Genomic DNA, 18,850 nt, shown 5'->3' with positions numbered 1-18,850 from the left:
GCCCATTTCATATTGACATTAACGGTAAAATGCCCCGCTTTAAACGGGTTGATTCACTAACTAACTAATTTCCAAATAATCGAGATATGCGTCCCATGTACCGTCATCTGCTGTTACGATCAGCTCAATCACCTGATTTCCGGTGCCATGACTGATATTATTCAGCGTATACACTGCGGGACTGCTGCCTCCAAAATAAAACGTACCTTTCGTTTGCCCGCCAATCTTTAGATCCACTCTGGCCATATTGGCATTATTCGACGCACCTCGCAATGCGAATGAATGTGTCCCGCTTGAGAAGTTATGCGTCGTCCGCACGGCGTCGTTATTCGCATACAGGACAACACCATTGAACGGAGAGCTGATATTGCCAGTATACTGTCCGCTCTTGGTCATATTTTCTGTTTCGATTCTTACCGTCGTTGCGGGTGGATTGTTGGTTGCCCCATCCGGTGCAACAGCTCGTCCGGTGGATGGAGAGATCATACCGGCACACAGGCCTCGGTTTTTCAGATTTTGAGCAATCTGAGGAATAGCCTGAAGTGTTGTCTGGTACTGATCATGCATCAGAATAACATCTCCACTCGCCATACGATTCACGGCGGCTACTATCTGGGAGGCACTCGCCCCATTCCAATCCTGTGAATCGACGTTCCACAATACTTCTCTCAAGCCGTTCTGGCTAATGACCGACTTCACCGTTGCATTGGTAGCACCATAGGGGGGTCTGAAGAGTGAAGGCGATGAACCGGTAATGGAACGAATCGTCTGCTGTGTACGTGTAATCTCAGATGCCATCTGAGAAGTATTCAGCTTCGTCATATCCGCATGCGTATAGGAATGGTTGGCAATCCACATGCCGGCGGATACCTGCGCACGAACCAAAGCTTGATTGTTTTGCGAGTTTTGTCCGGTATTAAACATGGTAGCGCGCAGACCCGACTGTTTCAGTGCATTAAGTATATTGTTGGTATTGTTGGAAGGGCCGTCATCAAAAGTCAGACCTACATAACCGTTAGGACAACGGGCATCGGCTGCAGTCGCCGAAGGCAGTGGCGGAATAGCGAATAATGAACCTAAAAGGGCAACAGACATGGCAGCTTTAATGAGCTTGGATTTAAACATGAATACACCTCCAGTTAATTGGTTAACATCACATTCTTTATGTTTCAATCGATATGGCTTACTGCCGTACTTCGCTCTGCCTCCTCTCTTAACCAAAATCACCTTCCGATAAAAGCGCTTACATAGATGAATAGATTAAACTCTATCATTATGATGTTTCTAGCACTTCGCCCGGGTTGAATCTAGTATAAACGATGATTATATTGAAGTAAATTCAAATTATTACAATATATCCTATTTATTTTTCGATCCCAAAAAGAAAATCCTTGATACAGAGTCAACACCACCTAGAACATAGAGGGTTTAAACCTGTATCAAGGAGATAACTTTCACACTATTTATTTATTAAAGGTAACCTTTTCTACACTACCATCCAGAATAATGGATGTATCACGCGGTTTTGTTTCCGCAATTTTACGTCCTTCTCTGAAGGAGTACAGAACCGCTGCCTGTTTGCGCACCGCTTCGTATTCATTCTCTGCTTCCATAATAATGAAGTTAGCCGGCTTGCCTTCTTCAATACCGTAACGATCTTCAATGTGCAGTGTTTTGGCACTATTTTTTGTAATCAGATCGATGGAATTCACAATCTGGTCGTAACCCAGCAACTGTGAAGCATGAATGCCCATGTGTAGTACTTGCATCATATTGCCCGTACCTAGCGGATACCATGGATCGAAGATATCATCATGTCCGAAGCAGACGTTCAGACCCGCTTCCTGCAGCTCCTTCACCCGAGTCAGTCCTCTTCTCTTCGGATACGTGTCAAAACGTCCCTGCAGGTGAATGTTCACCAGCGGATTGGATACAAAGTTCAGATTGGCCATCTTCAGCAGACGGAACAGCTTGTACGTATACGCATCGTTGTACGATCCCATCGCTGTTGTGTGACTTGCCGTCGTGCGTGAGCCCAGCCCGCGTTCATACGCTTCCTTGGCAACAACTTCAACGAAACGGGATTGCTCATCATCAATTTCATCACAGTGAATATCGATGAGACGGTCGTATTTTTCAGCCAGATCAAAGGCCACTCTCATGGAATCAACGCCATACTCACGCGTAAACTCAAAGTGCGGAATGCCACCCACAACATCTACGCCCATTTTGAGTGATTCTTCCAGCAACTCGGCGCCGTTTGGATAAGAGTGAATGCCTTCCTGCGGGAAAGCAACCAGTTGAATATCGATGTACGGTGCCAATTCTTCCTTCACTTCAAGCATCGCTTTAACGGCGACCAGGCTTGGATCTGTCACATCCACATGTGTTCTCACATGCTGAATGCCTTGCGCCATCTGCCATTTCAAAGCTGTTTTGGAACGTGTTTTCACATCCTCATGGGTCAGAAATGCTTTGCGCTCCGACCAGCGCTGGATGCCTTCAAACAACGTACCACTCAGATTCCACTCCGGCTCCCCTGCTGTCAGCGTTGTATCCAGGTGAATATGTGGTTCAATGAATGGTGGCAACACCAGTGCTCCGCCTGCATCCAGTGTCTCTTCATTTGTACCCGAAGCTGGCTGTGGAACTTGTGTAATCTGCTCAAACTTCCCGTCTCTGACGACGATATTCCAGAGGCCTTCTTTACCCCGCAATTTTGCGTTCTGTATAATCATGTGTTTTCCCCTTTTCTTTGGATGATGTCATGGACACGATGCCCATGAGAGCTACATACGCCACGGCTGTACCGATCAGCGCATTAAGCGGTGTTACTCCGGGAGCCAGTTGCGCAAATGCTACACCTATAGCCCATGCAACCATAGCAACCCAGTTTACTTTTTTGAAATTCATGTCGGCAAATGGTGCATACGATCTGCGTTTTACAATGAAGTAGTCCGCAATGATGATTGCTCCAATCGAGGGAATTGCTGCGCCGAGCACATTCAGGAAACCCACGAAGTTGTTGTACATCCACATCGCAAATACGGTCCCGATGATCCCGTTAACGATAACAAAGAATTTTTTCGATATCTTCGTAATGTTGGCAAAACCAAGACCCGAAGCATATAAAGCATTGTCATTGGTTGTCCAGATGTTGAGGCCCAGTACGATGATTGCAGGAATGAGCAGCCCTTGCAGGAACATCACTTCCGAGATGTCAGCCAGATTGTACGCCATCGCGCCGACAGCCCCGAACAAGAACATGAGTGAGTTACCGAGGAAAAATGCAATCACCGTCGCCGTAACCGCCTGCCGCGACGTCCGGGAGAAACGTGCAAAGTCTGGCGTGAGCGTCCCGCCGCTTATGAAAGAACCGATACAGATGGTGAGCGCTGCGGCCGCGGTAATTGTCTGTGATGGCGTGTAATCCAGCAACCCTTGTAGCCCGCCCAGCGAGCCAGCTCCCTCAAACATGGAGTACCCTCCGAGAATCGCTATAGCAGGTACTGCAATATAACCAAGAATAACAAGAGACTTCATACCGAAGATCGCGGATGCGGTCATCGCCAGACCAAATACAAGGATCAACAGGTATACGTTCCAGTCCATCGCTTTGGCAACCGGAATGGCAAACATCGCTACCCCAACCCCGAACCATCCAACCTGTGTAAAACCGAGCAAGAACGAAGGCAGATAAGATCCTTTTTCACCAAACGAATATTTCGCCAGCAAATGGGTGGACAATCCTGTCTTGGCAGCGATATGCGCCAGCGCCCCGGTGTAGATGCCAAGCACCAGATTACCTGCCAGCACAATCGCCATAAATTCCATAAAGGTGAGGCTGACACCGAGTGTCCCACCAGCCAGCATGCTAGCCGAGAAAAACGTGAATCCAAGCATGACGGATAACGTCTTCCAGAAATGATTGCGCTGTGCCTTCGGCACCTCTTGCCATGAAAACTCTTGATCTTGTTTGCTCATCAGAAACCCTCCAGTTAAAAGTGTTCTGATACCATAAAAAAAGCAGAAAAAGAGGCTACTTGTCACGCTTATACGCTGACAAGTAGCCTCTTTATGCATCATAATCCGCGCGAAGACACAGAACATTCCTGTGCAGGAAATGCTCTGATTCTCGCGTGATTACAAAATCCGCTGCCCTTGCCAGCCTCTCTGGACTGAATTAAAGGTACCAGTATTCAATTACATTCTATTATTTTGGAAAAATGGTTGACTGTCAATGTCATTTTCATCCAAATTCATTAATATTCGCATCGCGAGAAACCGGTATCTAACTCATGATTCCAATTGTGGCTTGGCCTCCACGTCTTCCTTTGCTGCGCAAAAAGATGATCCAGTTTATTAAAAAAGAATTAATCACGTGGCAGGAACAATTCGCATAAATGTAGAATATTGTCACAAGCATAATTAAATAGAGGTGTGAAATGAGAAAATTCGTAAGTGTACTCTTGTTCAGTTTATTTTTTCTGATTGTCCTGCCCAATGTGGGACAAGCTGCCCCGCAAACTAAAATTATATTGGACGGTCAGGAGCTTGTGTTGCCGTCAGATGTCGAAGTTGTCAATGTAAACAACAATGTCATGATTCCCATTCGTGTTGTTGCTGAGAATTTGAAATTCAACGTGAAATGGGATCAGAAGAGTCAGAATGTGAGCATTGAACAAAATGCCAAGATCCTGTCTCTCAACGTAGGCAAGAAAGAAGCTAGGGTTCAGAATGAAAAAGTAACTCTGAACACGGCACCGAAATTAATCAAAAATACGGTCGTTGTTCCCCTTCGTTTTGTTAGTGAAGAGATGGGACTGTCCGTAAGCTGGAATAACAAAGAAAAAATTGTTGGCCTGACAAGCACTGAAGTTCCTCCTATTGCTGAGCCATCCCCTGCACCCACTGTTCCAGGTGTAGGAAATAACATCGTATGGGGCAAAGTTAATGATATTGGCTTTGCTAATCAGCAGCTTGTTGTATCTGTTGACAAAGAGGTTACGCCACAGATCACCAGACTATCCAATCCTGATCGTATCGTGGTTGATCTGCCGAATACCACCTTTGGAGATATCGGGTCAACATTACAGCAGGGCACGATGGGTAAGCTTGATGTTAGCGGTATTGCAAATGTAACAGAAATTCGATATGCCCTTTTCAAAAATGATCCGGCTCAAGTTAGAGTTGTCATTGAGTTGAATAATTTGAGCGATGTGCAGGTCAATTCTCAATATGTCAGTGGCAAACTAATTCTTGACTTAACGCTTACACCTACGATCGGCGTTCCAATCAGCCCCGTTGGTAATGAAGGTGGCAAAAAAATCGTTGTCATTGATCCCGGGCATGGTGGCAAAGACCCAGGCACCATCGGCATCTCCAACACACAAGAAAAAGATTTCACGTTGCCGCTAGCCCTCAAAGTCCAGGCTCTTCTGTTGCAGGAGCCGGATATTGAAGTTGTAATGACACGTGACACAGACGTTTACCCTACCCGCCCAGAGCGGGTGCAGCTAGCTAACACGTTAAACGCGGATGTGTTTGTATCCATCCATGGAAACAGCGTGAAAGCCTCACCACAGACCACAGGCACCGAGACGTACTATTACAAACGAAGTAGCAGTAAAGAACTGGCAGATATCGTACACAGACATCTCATAGAAGCGTTAGGCTTCAAGGATCGCAAGGTTAAGAACGGCAATTTGGAAGTGCTTCGCAATACAACGATGCCCGCTGTACTGCTTGAAATTGGATTTCTAAGCAATCTCGTTGAAGAACAAGCAATGCTTTCCGACAGTGTTCAGAATAAAGCAGCTCAGGCTATCGTGGATGGAATCAAGGAGTTTTTACACCAATCGCAATGAACAGTGAATGTAATTGAGAACTGAATGTGAAGATAAGGATGTGCTTTGATGAAAAAAAAGACAAATATGATGCTCCTGCTCTACCTTACGGCTGTATTGCTCATCCTTGCCGGTTGCGGTAATAAACCGGCTACAGACCCTGGAAATGCGGAGCCTGCACCTCATACGACTCCATCTAACGGCTCTTCCCCCTCTGCACCAGATGCCGAGAAAAAAAAATCACAGGAAATTGAAGTGGGTTATGTGGACTCGGAACTCACGCAAGTCAAAACCAAAAAAGCTCAAATTGAATTTTCAAACAATAACGAGAAATATACACAAGCGTTTGATGAGATGCAGCGCTCGGATGACCCAGAGTATATCTCGTTGTGGAGTGACATCGGGCTGGAATCACTTGAGTTTCACGAAGCCGACGGCGTACTTAAGTTAAACATTCATATTCCTGACGAAGCCAGACTCGGTTCTGGCGGCGAACTTCTTTTCCTGGATACGTTGAAACAAACCATGTTTCAGTTTCAAGAAATCCAGAGCATTCAGTTGCTGGTAGATGGGAAAGAAAGCGAGAGCCTGATGGGGCATGTGGAATTGGAGAATCCCATCGTTCGTGGTGACTAAGCATTAGCCACACTGTAAAGCGTAAAAAACCTTGCTACCTGATTCTAGTCAGGGGCAAGGTTTTTCGACGTTTTGCAGAAGCGTACGACGCAACACTCATTTTTCATTTCGAATCGGTGTACAAACACCATGCAAAATTGAAACTTGATCTTTCCTAATGTGATCCGATTCGGTTTATTCGCCGGACTGTCCGTAATCGATTGGAAGTTTGCCTTTTGCCTCAAGTTTTCCTAGCAGTACCTTGATAGCAGCGAGCGTGTTGGGCTCCTGTTTACCATACACAGCAAGGACTGAACGTACATTGTGCAGATGAAGCATTTCATACGGATTGCCAAGAGAGAGCAACGTATAGCGTACCTGGCGCTGGTTCAGTTCGTTGATGAATAACTGGATCTCATCCCAACGGAACTGACTCGCCACGTTGCGGAATTGATACGAAGCCATAAGAACATAGTCAGCCTTGTTTACGGTCTGAAGTACCGTTTTCATATTATTCGAGTTCAAGACAACCGTCATCGTTTCAATGGAAGTTTTACCTGAGATTTGCTTGAGCTGTTGTTGTAGCTGCTCAGCCTGATCGGCATCAGATGCCACAATGGCGACTCGATCACTGGCTCGAATTGTCTCTACGCTGTTGCCTTCCGCCCCAGCCAACGCAGTAACCGCCCGCTCCGCAATGCTACGCTCCACCTGAAGGTGAGCATCGGTCCCAATGATGCTTTTCAATTTGCTTAACTTTTGTGTCAGGGATGGACCGGACTCAAACAGATGATATTTAGATTTCACTGACAAAATACGTTTTACCGACTCATGCACCCGTTCCCTGGAAAGTGTGCCTTTATTCACAGCCTGAATGAGTGCCTCGTGTGCAGTGGACACATCTTGTGGCATTAGAATGATGTCTACACCTGCGGCAACGGCACGTCTAACGGCTTCCGTTTCACCAAAATGCTCGCTAATCCCCTTCATCGTGAAAGCATCAGAAATAATCAGACCTTTATACTGCAACTCTTCCCGAAGCAAGCCGGTTAACACCTTACGAGATAGTGTAGCTGGAAGCGGAACCGGTGTACCGTCCTTGCGTGAGGTTACTTGCTCGTTATCTATCGCCGGAAAGGCAATATGTGCCGTCATGATCATATCGACACCTTCGTTAATTGCCGCCTTGAACGGTTTCAACTCCACCGCGTCAAGTCGCTCACGTCCCTGTGTAAGCACTGGCAATCCCAAGTGAGAGTCAACGGATGTATCCCCATGCCCGGGAAAATGCTTCACGCCTGCAACAACATTCGACTGATGCAGTCCCTTGATCATGGCCAGGCCGAGCCGGGTGACCAGCTCCGCATTCGAGCTAAAGGATCGCATACCGATAATGGGATTGTCCGGATTGCTGTTCACATCAAGCACAGGCGCAAAATTAACCTGGATACCAAGCGCTTTTAACTCTTCTCCGGTCAGTCGTCCGGCTGCTTCTGCTAGTGTCAGATCACCCGTTGCGCCTAGCGCCATTTGTCCAGGGAGATTGGTGCCGCCTGGAATGCGGCGAATTACCCCTCCCTCCTGATCGATGCCGAGAAACAGCGGAATATCGCCAGTCTGGTTTTGGATTTGATGCGTAAACGTTGTAACCTGCTGTGCATCTACGATATTTTTTTCAAAAAGGATAAGTCCGCCCACATGCTGATCTTGGAGATTACGTTTCAAGCCTTCGTTTACAGTCGTTGTCGCTTTGCCGTTCCATTGCCTGATATCAGGCATAAGCATCTGGCCTACCTGCTCGCTAACCGTCATATATGAAATGAGCTTGTCCCAATCCTTTGCCTGAATCGCCGTCTCACGTTCAAATTGAATGACACGCGCCATAAATACAGCATATTCCGCTCGTGTTACGGTCCGATCCGGTTGGTACGTCCCATCTGGATAACCTCCAACGAGTCCGTTTGAACTCATAATCTGGATCGGCGCCGCACCCCAATGTCTCTCCGTATCGATCCACTGAGCGGTCAGAGTCCCTTGTTGAAGCGGATATGCTCGCGTCAAAAAAGCTGCTGTTTCGGCCCGACTAATCGGTATATTAGGTCGAAAGGAGCCATCTGGAAATCCACCAGCCAGCCCATGCTGCTCTGCGATGGCAATCTCACGGTAAAAAGGATGATTTATCGATACATCGGTGTATTTCAGCTTTTCCACTGGCTGTTCAAGCTGATCTGGATAAAGTTCACGCACCAAGAAGGTAATGGCCTGTCCTCGGGTTACGGATGTCTGCGGCTGGAACTTCCCATTGCCATAACCTGCTACTGTGCCTCTTTCGGCCATATACTGAATGCCATCCTTGGCCCATTGCGTATGCTGGAGGTCGACAAAGGTGGTTTCCGCATTGGCACTCCCCGCCCAGATCAACATGGAACCGAACGCTGCCGCCGCAATGGCTTTATACGTTAAACGCACTGCATTTCACTCCCTGTTCAATTGGCTTGTTCATGAAGGGTTAGACGCGTCCTCCCACCTTTTTGTTGCTCATGCATGATATAATCGAATTCATATCACTATTCGTCAAGAAAACGTCTGACACGGTTTTCGGGGGAATACGAGTTTGGAGACGTCTCATGTTAATGATAAATATTGTGCTTGTTATGTTTTTGCTAGGTCTTCTTCTTGGTTTTGTTGGCGCAGGCGGTTCCGGTTTCATTATATCGATCCTGACGGTTGCATTCGGATATCCTATTCATGTTGCTCTCGGGACGGCGCTTGCGGCGATGTTTTTTTCCTCGCTCTCGGGTTCAATCAGTCATTACCGGGAAGGTAATGCAATGCTCAAAACCGGTGTAATCGTTGGTCTGGCCGGTGCAACAGGAGCCTGGGTCAGCTCAGGATGGTCATCCTATATTCCTGAGGATCGGCTTGGTATGCTTACTTCTTTTATGCTTTTTGCATCAGGACTCGCGCTGTGGCTTCGCTTGATTCTTGTTTCGCGGCGCCCTGCTGGTTCTGAAATACAGACTGTCATACTCGGAGAAGGTCTGCGTTACTGGGTATATGCGTTATTGATTGGGGTAGTTACAGGTATGTTATCCGGACTGTTCGGTATTGGCTCCACGCCCTTTATCCAATTAGGACTTATGCTGTTGTTGAATATGCCTATGAGATATGCCGCTGGAACAACGATGTTGGTCATCATTCCTATAGCTTTGGCTGGCGGAGCCGGATATATGAGGATCGGTTATCTGGACTTGCAGTTGTTATTGCTGGTTGTAATCGGCACGATGTCCGGTTCATACGTTGGAGCGAAATTTACGAAACGTGTGCCTGCACTATGGCTGAAAGTGAGTATGGTCGTGACTCCGATGATTGGAGCAACTATATTATGGCTGTGACTTTCTTGAAGCGTTCTGTGTAAGGCGTGCTAGATGTAACGAAGAAGTTCATTGTTCAATTAAAAAAGGATGCCCCCTAACATCTCGATGATGTGAGAGACATCCTTTTTCGGGTGTCTATTTTTAAAGTAAAAATACTAATCTATCATAGATACCCTATTAGATTATACACGCTGGAGATGAGTATCCTTAAACTCCGTTTCATACTTCAAACCAAAACCAAACATGCGATCCATACCAATGTGAGCGATCCAGATGAAGCTGATCAGCATCAGAACGTCTATTTTCAACACGTAACCCGCTGCCAAAAATACCATAGGAATAATGTACGTATGTCCCACATTGTAGATGAAGGCGCCCAGTTTATTGTTAGCCACATAGCCAATCATGAACACATCCGGGACGAGAAGCAACAGCAGGAAGAGCCACCAGGAGTAATCATTGTAAAAGTAAATCGTTGTCGCTGCTGCGAGCACCAGCAAACCCTCTAATCGAATCCATAATCTAGTCATTTGGTTTGATCTCCTTTGTTTAAATGTAATTTATTTTGATTTTCATGTTCTCCATTGGGAGATTTTATTCCACTCAGCATCCACCCGACGCCCTGAGATACTTGTTCGTGTGAGAGCGGCTGAGTTGATAGCAATACAGGCGATTGTAACGTTAATCCGTCGAACACAGCTTGAATTAAGACTGCGAAGGTTTCTTTTTCACCTTCGTCCAGAGGCAGATCCAACCGATCAATGATTAATCGAATACCCGATTTCATCTCTTGATAGAGCTTTACTAACTCGTGCGCAAGTTTCTCATTACTGACACTTTCCGTCCAGAGACTGATTAACAGTGTAAACCACTCCGGGTTTGTTTTACGAAATTCAACGACGTGTTGTAACGCTTGCTGGAGCAATGCTGCAGGTTGTGCTGACATATCCAATTGTTGCAGTGCTTCCTTCATCCCGCGGTTAATCATCCATTCCCGCACAACTTCCACCAGAAGTGTTTCCTTCGTATTAAAATGGTAGCCGATCAATCCCTGTGCCACCCCGGCTTTAGCCGCGATTTCTTTCATGGTAGCTTTGGAATAGCCTACCTGACCGAACAATGTAAAGGCCGCTTGTAAAATGGCGTTTCTGCGCTCATCTTGATTTTCGGATTGTTGCTTAGACATTTAATTTCAACTCCAATACTGTTTGGTTGAACAGTCAATTTATATTCTTATCTTAAAACTGTTTGTTCGAACAGTCAACATGTTTTTTGACATTTCAAATTGTATGTTGCTTCCAAACGAATATGTTATACTATACACGTTATATTAATGGTTTATTTTAGGAGGTTTCAAAAGTGATGAGCAGTGTGGGATTTCCAGGTATGTTATTTGCAATAGTCTTTCTGATTCTAGTGATTATGCTGATTCGAAGAATATTGAAACGATGAGAAAGCGTTGTTTGCCATAACAACGCTTTCGAGATATAAAGTGTCTCAACCAATTTTGCAAGATGTGTTCACGCACCGCCGTTCCCTTCAGCAACTTAAACTAATGACTTCACCTTGAAAATCTTAATATTTACACCGCCGTCCGCCGGATAACCCTCACCAATAAGCGCATCCACGTTCAAATATGATAACGCCTGACTGTTGGTTATAATTCGAGGTGAGGTGCGAAACAGCATGTCACCCTTTACTTCTCCGATATACCCATTATTTTCGATGTAGATCTCACAAGCTTGCCCCGTATAATCTTGTCCCTGTAACATATATCTGGCTGACAAGCTGTGACGTTCTCCCGCTTTTCCAATAATTTGTGTATCCACGCCTCCCTCACGAACGAAGCCTTCGAAACAGGTTCCGGTGACATGTCCTGTAAACGTAATCATCACTACTGAGTCTCCCTCTGCGCTCTTTAACTCAATTGAATTTTCAATCTTAACGTGCACAGTAAACAACTCTTCCATCTCTAGCTTCGTCATCAATCATTGTCATCCTCTCTGTTTGTTATTTCGTGATTCTACCCATGTATTGACCCTACCTTACTTCACTTCGTCAGTTACTTAAGGACTCCTGCTAACAAGCGAGCTAATGAACAGCTTCTCCATGAAGCCTAACAAAAAAAGTTGCCAGAATAGCAACTTTGAGAGGTTGAGCATATATTTTATAAGGATTGGAAGCAGACGCTTATAAAAGAACAATATATTACCAGACTTGATCCAGCTCAGGATGAAAGAAGGCATAACCACACTTTCCATTTTTCTTGATTCTGTACATGGCCATATCCGCAAGTTTGAGAAGTTCCGTTGCATCTTGTCCATGCTTTGGAAACAGACTGATGCCAATACTGGCAGACAGATGGATCTCAATGGCATTAACATGAATCGGAGCTTCAAACGCAGCAGTCAAGTTCCTGGCAACGATCTCCGCATCATCATCTTCCTTAAGCTGGTTCAGGATAATGCTGAATTCGTCCCCTCCGAGTCTTGCTACGCAATCCGAACTGCGAACATTTGCCTTCAAACGTTGAGCCACTTCCGTTAAGACTTGATCACCTATATCATGACCATAGGTATCATTAATCTGTTTGAACCCGTCCGTATCGATATACATTACTGCAAACCGCGACTCACTTCTTAGCGCATTGCTGACAGCCCATGCAAGACGGTCTTTAAAAGCTAAACGATTAGGAAGACCTGTCAAGGAATCATGCAATGAAAGATGTTTGCTGATTTTCTCGGAAACTTTGATCTTGGTATACTCCGTATCCAGCTCCTTAATCAGGTTTTTGAGTTTGTACACGCGAGTGCTCGTATTGGTTGTGTCGCTAATCTGTAGCAGTGCATAACTGTGATCATTTTCATAAAGGGGTTCAACGTGCAGATTCTGTCTGTAAAAACTCTCATCTCCTCCATCCTTCGGAAGGACAAAAGATTTATGTAAAGCGCTGGAGCAGAACCTGCTCTGCCCGTGATACAGCGCATTTTGTATGATGTTCATGTACATATTAGCCTTGAATCTGGGGCAAATCTCGAGCAGGTTTTTTCCCAACACGTCTTCAGCGAGCATACCTGTTAAACGTTCCAACCAGCCGTTCCACACGAGAATTTTCAATTGTTTGTCGACAATCATAATGCCCATTTTGGTTTTGTTCAGCGCCTGTACAATGAGATTATCCATGGTTATCCTCCCAGTAGAGCATTTATCTTATCCAGCAGACTGGAGATGGAATCCATGCTCAATGCAATAACGATAATTCCTTTTATATCTGTATCCGCAAGTAAAAAGGAGGTATGCAACACCAATATGTACACTTCATTCTGAAGCAAAATTTGCGGGTCAGTTCGTGTAACGTGAAGCAGCTCAATATCAGGCAGTACATACTCCAGCTTTATTTCGAGAAAATTTCCGAATTCGCCAATTATGGCATTGAGCAGCACATTGCTGATTTCCTGCAACACATCGAGATCCGTATCCATTAATAGACAATCGTTTGCATCCACGTTCTCTGTCAATTCTCCGAGACACATATTCGCTAACACTTTTGCCTGCTCGGCAGGAAACATTAGGAAAGCTTTGCCTTGGAACTGATACCCGAACTGCAACGATGACCGAAAGAGATGGCCTTCCGCAAATAAAATGTTGTACCTACGATCCTCGGGGTCTACTTCTTTAATGGAAATTAGATCAACCTCGGGGATATTGAGTACAATATGTTTGTCTACAATTTCCGATAACATATTAGCAGCTTGTCCGACGTAAACATTGACAAGTTCAGTAAGCAGATCTTTTTGTAGCTCATTCAGCATGACTTGCCACCTGAATCATTTGGAGCAATGTACCTGCTCTTTCTGCAGTTAAAGGTTTATTCAGGAATCCTGAAATGCCCAGCTCCTCCACTTCCTCACGGGTAGCCTTCTGAATATCCGCAGACAAAATAATAATTTTGACATTCTGATCATTCTCTCTAATCAAACGCAACATATCCTGACCATTCAGTCCTGGCATCAAAAGATCTGTTGTTATCAAATCAGGTTTGTAATCTTGATAAAGTTGGTAACCGTCTTCTCCGTTGGTGGCCGTTCGAATTTCGCAATCCGGAATATGATCACTAATCAACTTGCTCATCAATTTCTGCACAAAAATCGAGTCTTCCACAATTAATACTTTCATGATTCTACTCAGTCTCCTTGATAAAGTTTTAAGGGCGCAAAGATATCAGGCGCTGTAGACAGTTTCTTGAGAAGGAGCTTCGCGCACAGGTGGAACCCCTTAAAAGTGACTGACGAATAAATTAGGCAAAACAATATAAATTATAGTTACTAGAAAAATAAATTGTCAACAATATTTAAAAATAAATTAAAACGTATTCATTTGTCAATGGAAGGGAAATCCCAAGGATACGCAAAGCAAAAAGGACGAGCAGAAAATCTCTGCTTCGTCGCTTCTTGGACTACGTGCTTGATAATCGGTTTACATTTGGAAACATCTCCATTAAAGATCGCTCCATTATATCTTATAATAACGTTTTATTGCGTTTTCCCCATATTAACCAGATTTACATCAGACAGTGTAATCGTGGTATCGGCTTGCTCATTACCATCGATCTTACCCATGTCAAACACAATTCGGCTGTTCGCATAACTCGCCTCGGTCGCCTGGAACGTAAACGTAAATTGTTGTTCTTCCGTCGTCAGATTCATTTGATTGCCATAGAATCCAGTCCACTTATAATTTGCAGGAATGTCTACCCATCCAATCCCAACACCCAGCTTGCGTGCTTTATCCGCTTTTGCTTTGAACGTCAGTTTATATGTGTATCCCTGCTGCATGGCAAAGCCTTCTTGGATCAATTGCCGATCCCATGGGTTCTCTCCGACTTGACCAACCCGTGCCTGCAACTTCTGATCATCCGCGCTGAGCACCAAGTCTTCCGGTTTATTACTTGCCGCATACGGGAACCAGCCGTTCGTTCCTTGCGTAAAGTCACCATTTTTGATCAAATTGACATGTACAGGTTGACCTCCCTCGTCTGCGCCGGGATTGACCTCAAACAACATTACATTTTGAATGGATACCACATGTTCGGCGGCCGGCTCCAGTGACTTACCTAGACCGAAGTTTAATAAACCCGCCTCATCCGCAGTATCTCCCATAGTAAAAGTATAGGCATATGGCTGTTTTGTTGTTGTTAGCTCAGCCGCCTGTTCCAAATACTTCACTTCATCACTGCCCGTTTGCGACACAACCACTTGCATTGGTTTCGGTACTGTAGCCGAAGCATCAAAGCTTAGACGATACGTTTTTCCTGCTTCAAGCGATAACTGACCTTGCTGTAATATAGCATCCCACCAATTCTGGGTTGTACTAGGAACAGTCAAGCTAATTCCCTGGTCGTTATTATATGTCGCCGTAGTTACACTAGCAGGCACCATCCAATCCGATGTTGCTGTACTTAGCTCGCCATTCTTTACTTTACTACGAGAGATGTCCAGCCAGCGTGTGTTGTATTCGTTTCCTTCAAAATTCACGTAATACGTTGTTCCTGCTTTCAAAGATACCGACGGAAAATATACCGTTTTATATGTTTGCCAGCCGCCGGTATCTCCTAACGTAAGATTAGAACTTGCAACGGTATGGCCTTCTTCATCTTTTACTGTAAAACGTACCTTTGCATCAGCTTTTGCACTTGCCATCCGTGTGGAGAAGGCATATGCACCTTCATTCGCTGCAGTAATTTTGAATTGAAGTAGATCCCCTTCATCCATATAGCTAACATGTTTGCCACCTTCATCCGAATTTTCAAGCTGCAATCCCTGCATCACGTAAGCATCTGCGGCAGGAATATGAGTATAATTCTGAATCGCTACCGGTTTTCCACGTTTCGTCAGCCGCACATTATCTACATAAAGCTTGCCAATAGCCCCGCCAAATAAAAGCTTTAATGTAGATGTTGCTGTAGCTTCACCTTCTCCGATCACAATTTCACCAGTGTATGTTTTCATATCAGACCCAATCTGAATCTGCTGGCCTTGATTAACTTGCACTTTATGGCCCTCCTCGGTAGATAAACCGATATCCATAACGCCTGTCGTATCTGCCTTGGCATCAAACGAGAACCCGTAGGTCGTGTTACCTTCTAACTTCATACCGGGCTGAACAACAGCTACCTGCTCAGGTTGACCATTTGTTTTCTTCACATCAACAACAAGCTGTCGTTCCATAATCGGGAATTTCAAGAAGTTATTGACGGATACCTGTGCTTCAGCACCCGACTGAATTTCAGTGTTCCAGAAGCCGAGCCGTTGTTTACCTTGATCAAATGTACCATTAAATACGAAATTGCCATCCGGGAGTGCTTTTCGTTCTACTGGAAGCGGGTCAGCCTCCCCAATCTCTGTCAGTCTCACGTTGGTTAGCGAAACTTCGCCTTCGTTTAATCCCAGATTAAATTCGAAGCGTGCATTGTTGTCGGAACCATTACGCATATTGAATTCGTATTCATACGGCTGCCAATCCGTTGTGACTGAAAATGCTTTTTCTTCAGAGTAATTCGTCCAGCTTTTCTCAAACTGAGTTACTTTGGAGCGGATAATCCGGTTTGCAGAAGCTTTTGCCTCAAACTGGACTTTATATTTTTTGTCTTTCTTGATATACATCGGCATTTGAGTGAGCTGTACCGAATACGTTTCCGTTCCTGCTTTGGCGATCGTTACTTTGGCAACTTTGTCTTTCATCGGATCATCGACAACTTCAACCTTGCCCTCTCCGCCAGCATTGGTAATGAACTTCCAGTCCGCAGGAACACCATTTGCATCTGCACCTTTGGTGAAGCGTTCATTGTAAATCTGGTTGCCGTCTGCCTGCGGTGCGCGCTGCTTCTCTGGCTCAATCGGACTGGAAGTCACGTCAGGCCATTGATCCATATTTTTATACGAATACACCCGCACAAAATCCACATTCATCTTCTCGGAAACAAAATCATTCTCCGGTGATCCCGGCCAGTCTCCGCCAACCGCAAGGTTGAGAATGAGATAGAACGGGCGATCAAACGGTGCAGGGAACGTGTAGCTTTCCGGCTGTCCGGCCGCCGTTGTCTGCCAGTTGTTAATCTGATGATGCAGTTTGCCATCTACATAGAACCGGATCATACCAGGTAACCATTCCACCTGAAAATCATGATATTCATCGGCAAATGATTCACCTTGAGGCAATGTGAATTTTCCCTGATCATGTCCGTGAGAACCATCTGCTTTCTTTGAATCGTAATGGATCGTGCTGTAGATTTCATGATCTTTGTTTTGGCCGCCGATCAACTCCATGATGTCAATCTCACCGGAAGCAGGCCATCCACCATAATGCGCTTCATCCGTAGGCATCATCCAGATGGCTGGCCACATGCCTTGCTGGATGGGAAGCTTCGCTCTCACAACCACTTTTCCGTACGTCCAGTCGCCCTTCTCTTTCGTAATAAGTTTACCGGAAGTATAATTTTTGCTGCCCTTCTGCTCCCGCTTTGCTTCTATCTGCAACACATTGCGGTTGCCATCTTTCACAATACGTGTGTTATTCGGGCTGTAATATTGCAACTCATTGTTGTACACAAGCTCCGTATCTTGAACGGTCCATTTGGATGCATCCACGGAAGGCGCATTGAATTCATCATTCCAGACCATTTCCCACTGCTCATCCGGAATCGTTGTTGCCGGAATTGGTTTTTCACCTGAAGGAGTGCCCGGAACGGATGGTGTCGTTCCTCCTGAATTGGAAGATCCGCCCCCGCCTGAGCTAGAACTACTGCCACCGTTAGAAGTACCTGATGTAGCAGTGTTTGGTTGCTCGGACTGTCCTGTCCCAGACGTAATGTTATCCTTATATTGCCCCGGTGCAACCGCTTTCCCATTTAGTAATACGTTGGTGGCATCTACGTCCAACAGTTTGATTTTACCTTTGCTGTCAATCATCGTATTACGGGCTTTACTATTTACTTTTAAAGTATTAATTGTACTCTCGGCAGACAATTCAACTGTAGCCTTGCGTTCGACAAATAGCTCTTCAACCTGTGTTGTCCCTGTGATCTTCACATGTACTGGACTCACGTTTTTGTCGACCACAACTCGATTCAATTTAGAGTTATGAATATCGATCGAGTGGCTTCCTCCGCCCTTCACGATTACACTTCCAGTGACCGTTACTCCGTCGAGCATCACTGTACCTTCTCCAATGGCTTCAGTAAGTAACAAGTTGCCGTTAACCGTTGTATTTTTCAACGTCACATCGGTTGAGCGAACGATCAGATTGCCATCTACATTGGATTCATAGGTGCCGGGTTTGCTATGAATATCTGCGATCAACGTAGACATGATCGTAGCAGCTTCCGCTCTCGTAATGTTGGATTCAGGTGTTAGATTTCCATTGTATCCGTTTACAATTTTATTATTTACGAAGTAGTTCATCGCATTTCTTGCATAATCAGCTACATCTTTTTCGTCTTTAAATGTAGAATCAAGCGCTTTATTCTCACTGCCTGTCGATAACTGAAACGCACGATCTGCCATCACGACAGCATCCTGCCGGGTAATCGGAAGCTGGGGAGACAGATGTGATGCATTAGTTCCCTGAATAATGCCTGATCGGCTTGCCCGTGTGACCGCATCATAATACCAGTCTTTTTCACTAACATCTGTGTATGACGCCACTCCTGAGCCTCCTGCGAATCCGAACACCCGATCAAGCATCACAACAAATTCGGCACGGCTGATACGTTCACTCGGTCTGAATGTGCCATCCGCATAACCTTTGGTTAGCGCCATATCCTGCATACGCATCACAGCATTTTCAGCCCAATGTCCCTGCAAATCTTTGTACGGCGCCCGAAGCAGGCCTGATGCCTGCCCCTGCTCCGTTACCGTTTGTTGCTTCATCTGTTCTGCCCCGACTACTGCCGGAGCTGCTAGTGAAACCATCATGCTTCCTGCTACGAGACAAGCCAACCCTTTTTTCACTCAT

Annotated in this window: 14 protein-coding genes; 3 read left to right on the top strand and 11 right to left on the bottom strand. The window is 45.4% G+C overall.

The annotated features are described in order from the left end of the window. Positions 1-60 precede the first annotated feature (60 nt). From Q9R46_RS09655 to codB, 3 genes are all read right to left on the bottom strand, one after another. Positions 61-1,125: a polysaccharide deacetylase family protein gene (locus Q9R46_RS09655; RefSeq protein ID WP_154889021.1), complete on the bottom strand. Its 1,065-nt coding sequence runs from the start codon at positions 1,123-1,125 to the stop codon at positions 61-63. A gap of 338 nt (positions 1,126-1,463) precedes the next feature. Continuing rightward, complete coding sequence (locus Q9R46_RS09650; protein WP_311279847.1) at positions 1,464-2,738, bottom strand: cytosine deaminase; 1,275 nt, start codon at positions 2,736-2,738, stop codon at positions 1,464-1,466. After that, positions 2,707-3,984 (bottom strand): cytosine permease, encoded by a 1,278-nt coding sequence (codB, locus tag Q9R46_RS09645; RefSeq protein ID WP_311279846.1) that lies wholly within the window; start codon positions 3,982-3,984, stop codon positions 2,707-2,709. Before codB ends, Q9R46_RS09650 begins: the two co-directional genes overlap by 32 nt. Positions 3,985-4,445: 461 nt before the next feature. Between codB and Q9R46_RS09640 the strand changes: the two genes are divergently transcribed. Both Q9R46_RS09640 and Q9R46_RS09635 read left to right on the top strand, forming a co-directional pair. Beyond that, positions 4,446-5,867, top strand: a complete 1,422-nt coding sequence (locus Q9R46_RS09640) for an N-acetylmuramoyl-L-alanine amidase family protein (protein WP_311279845.1) — start codon at positions 4,446-4,448, stop codon at positions 5,865-5,867. Positions 5,868-5,915: 48 nt separating this feature from the next. Beyond that, positions 5,916-6,482 carry a GerMN domain-containing protein gene (locus Q9R46_RS09635; protein ID WP_311279844.1) on the top strand — a complete coding sequence of 189 codons (567 nt, stop codon included), beginning with the start codon at positions 5,916-5,918 and terminating at the stop codon, positions 6,480-6,482. Positions 6,483-6,656: 174 nt separating this feature from the next. Here Q9R46_RS09635 and Q9R46_RS09630 read toward each other — a convergent pair whose 3' ends face one another. Beyond that, positions 6,657-8,930: a glycoside hydrolase family 3 N-terminal domain-containing protein gene (locus Q9R46_RS09630; RefSeq protein WP_311279843.1), complete on the bottom strand. Its 2,274-nt coding sequence runs from the start codon at positions 8,928-8,930 to the stop codon at positions 6,657-6,659. A 158-nt stretch (positions 8,931-9,088) separates the two neighbouring features. Between Q9R46_RS09630 and Q9R46_RS09625 the strand changes: the two genes are divergently transcribed. After that, on the top strand, positions 9,089-9,856 hold the full coding sequence (locus tag Q9R46_RS09625; RefSeq protein WP_311279842.1) for a sulfite exporter TauE/SafE family protein: 768 nt from the start codon (positions 9,089-9,091) through the stop codon (positions 9,854-9,856). A gap of 164 nt (positions 9,857-10,020) precedes the next feature. Here the strand turns inward: Q9R46_RS09625 and Q9R46_RS09620 are convergent, their stop codons facing one another. The 7 genes from Q9R46_RS09620 to Q9R46_RS09590 form a co-directional block, all read right to left on the bottom strand. Continuing rightward, the gene (locus Q9R46_RS09620) at positions 10,021-10,368 is read right to left on the bottom strand and encodes a DUF4260 domain-containing protein (RefSeq protein ID WP_311279841.1); all 348 of its coding nucleotides are present in this window, start codon (positions 10,366-10,368) and stop codon (positions 10,021-10,023) included. After that, the gene (locus tag Q9R46_RS09615) at positions 10,365-11,024 is read right to left on the bottom strand and encodes a TetR/AcrR family transcriptional regulator (RefSeq protein WP_311279840.1); all 660 of its coding nucleotides are present in this window, start codon (positions 11,022-11,024) and stop codon (positions 10,365-10,367) included. The genes Q9R46_RS09620 and Q9R46_RS09615 overlap by 4 nt, the downstream gene beginning before the upstream one ends. 361 nt (positions 11,025-11,385) lie before the next feature. Then, positions 11,386-11,823 carry a DUF3237 family protein gene (locus Q9R46_RS09610; protein ID WP_311280987.1) on the bottom strand — a complete coding sequence of 146 codons (438 nt, stop codon included), beginning with the start codon at positions 11,821-11,823 and terminating at the stop codon, positions 11,386-11,388. Positions 11,824-12,046: 223 nt separating this feature from the next. After that, complete coding sequence (locus tag Q9R46_RS09605) at positions 12,047-13,021, bottom strand: sensor domain-containing protein (RefSeq protein ID WP_311279839.1); 975 nt, start codon at positions 13,019-13,021, stop codon at positions 12,047-12,049. A gap of 2 nt (positions 13,022-13,023) precedes the next feature. Beyond that, positions 13,024-13,650, bottom strand: coding sequence for a chemotaxis protein CheC (locus tag Q9R46_RS09600; RefSeq protein WP_090915994.1), 627 nt, complete (start codon positions 13,648-13,650; stop codon positions 13,024-13,026). After that, positions 13,640-14,014 (bottom strand): response regulator transcription factor, encoded by a 375-nt coding sequence (locus Q9R46_RS09595; RefSeq protein ID WP_311279838.1) that lies wholly within the window; start codon positions 14,012-14,014, stop codon positions 13,640-13,642. Before Q9R46_RS09595 ends, Q9R46_RS09600 begins: the two co-directional genes overlap by 11 nt. Positions 14,015-14,370: 356 nt before the next feature. Continuing rightward, on the bottom strand, positions 14,371-18,846 hold the full coding sequence (locus tag Q9R46_RS09590; protein ID WP_311279837.1) for a carbohydrate binding domain-containing protein: 4,476 nt from the start codon (positions 18,844-18,846) through the stop codon (positions 14,371-14,373). Positions 18,847-18,850: the final 4 nt, after the last annotated feature.

The organism is Paenibacillus sp. RRE4, from assembly GCF_031844205.1.
Lineage (GTDB): Bacteria > Bacillota > Bacilli > Paenibacillales > Paenibacillaceae > Paenibacillus > Paenibacillus xylanexedens_B.
This window is presented reverse-complemented; position numbering and strand designations above follow the sequence as displayed.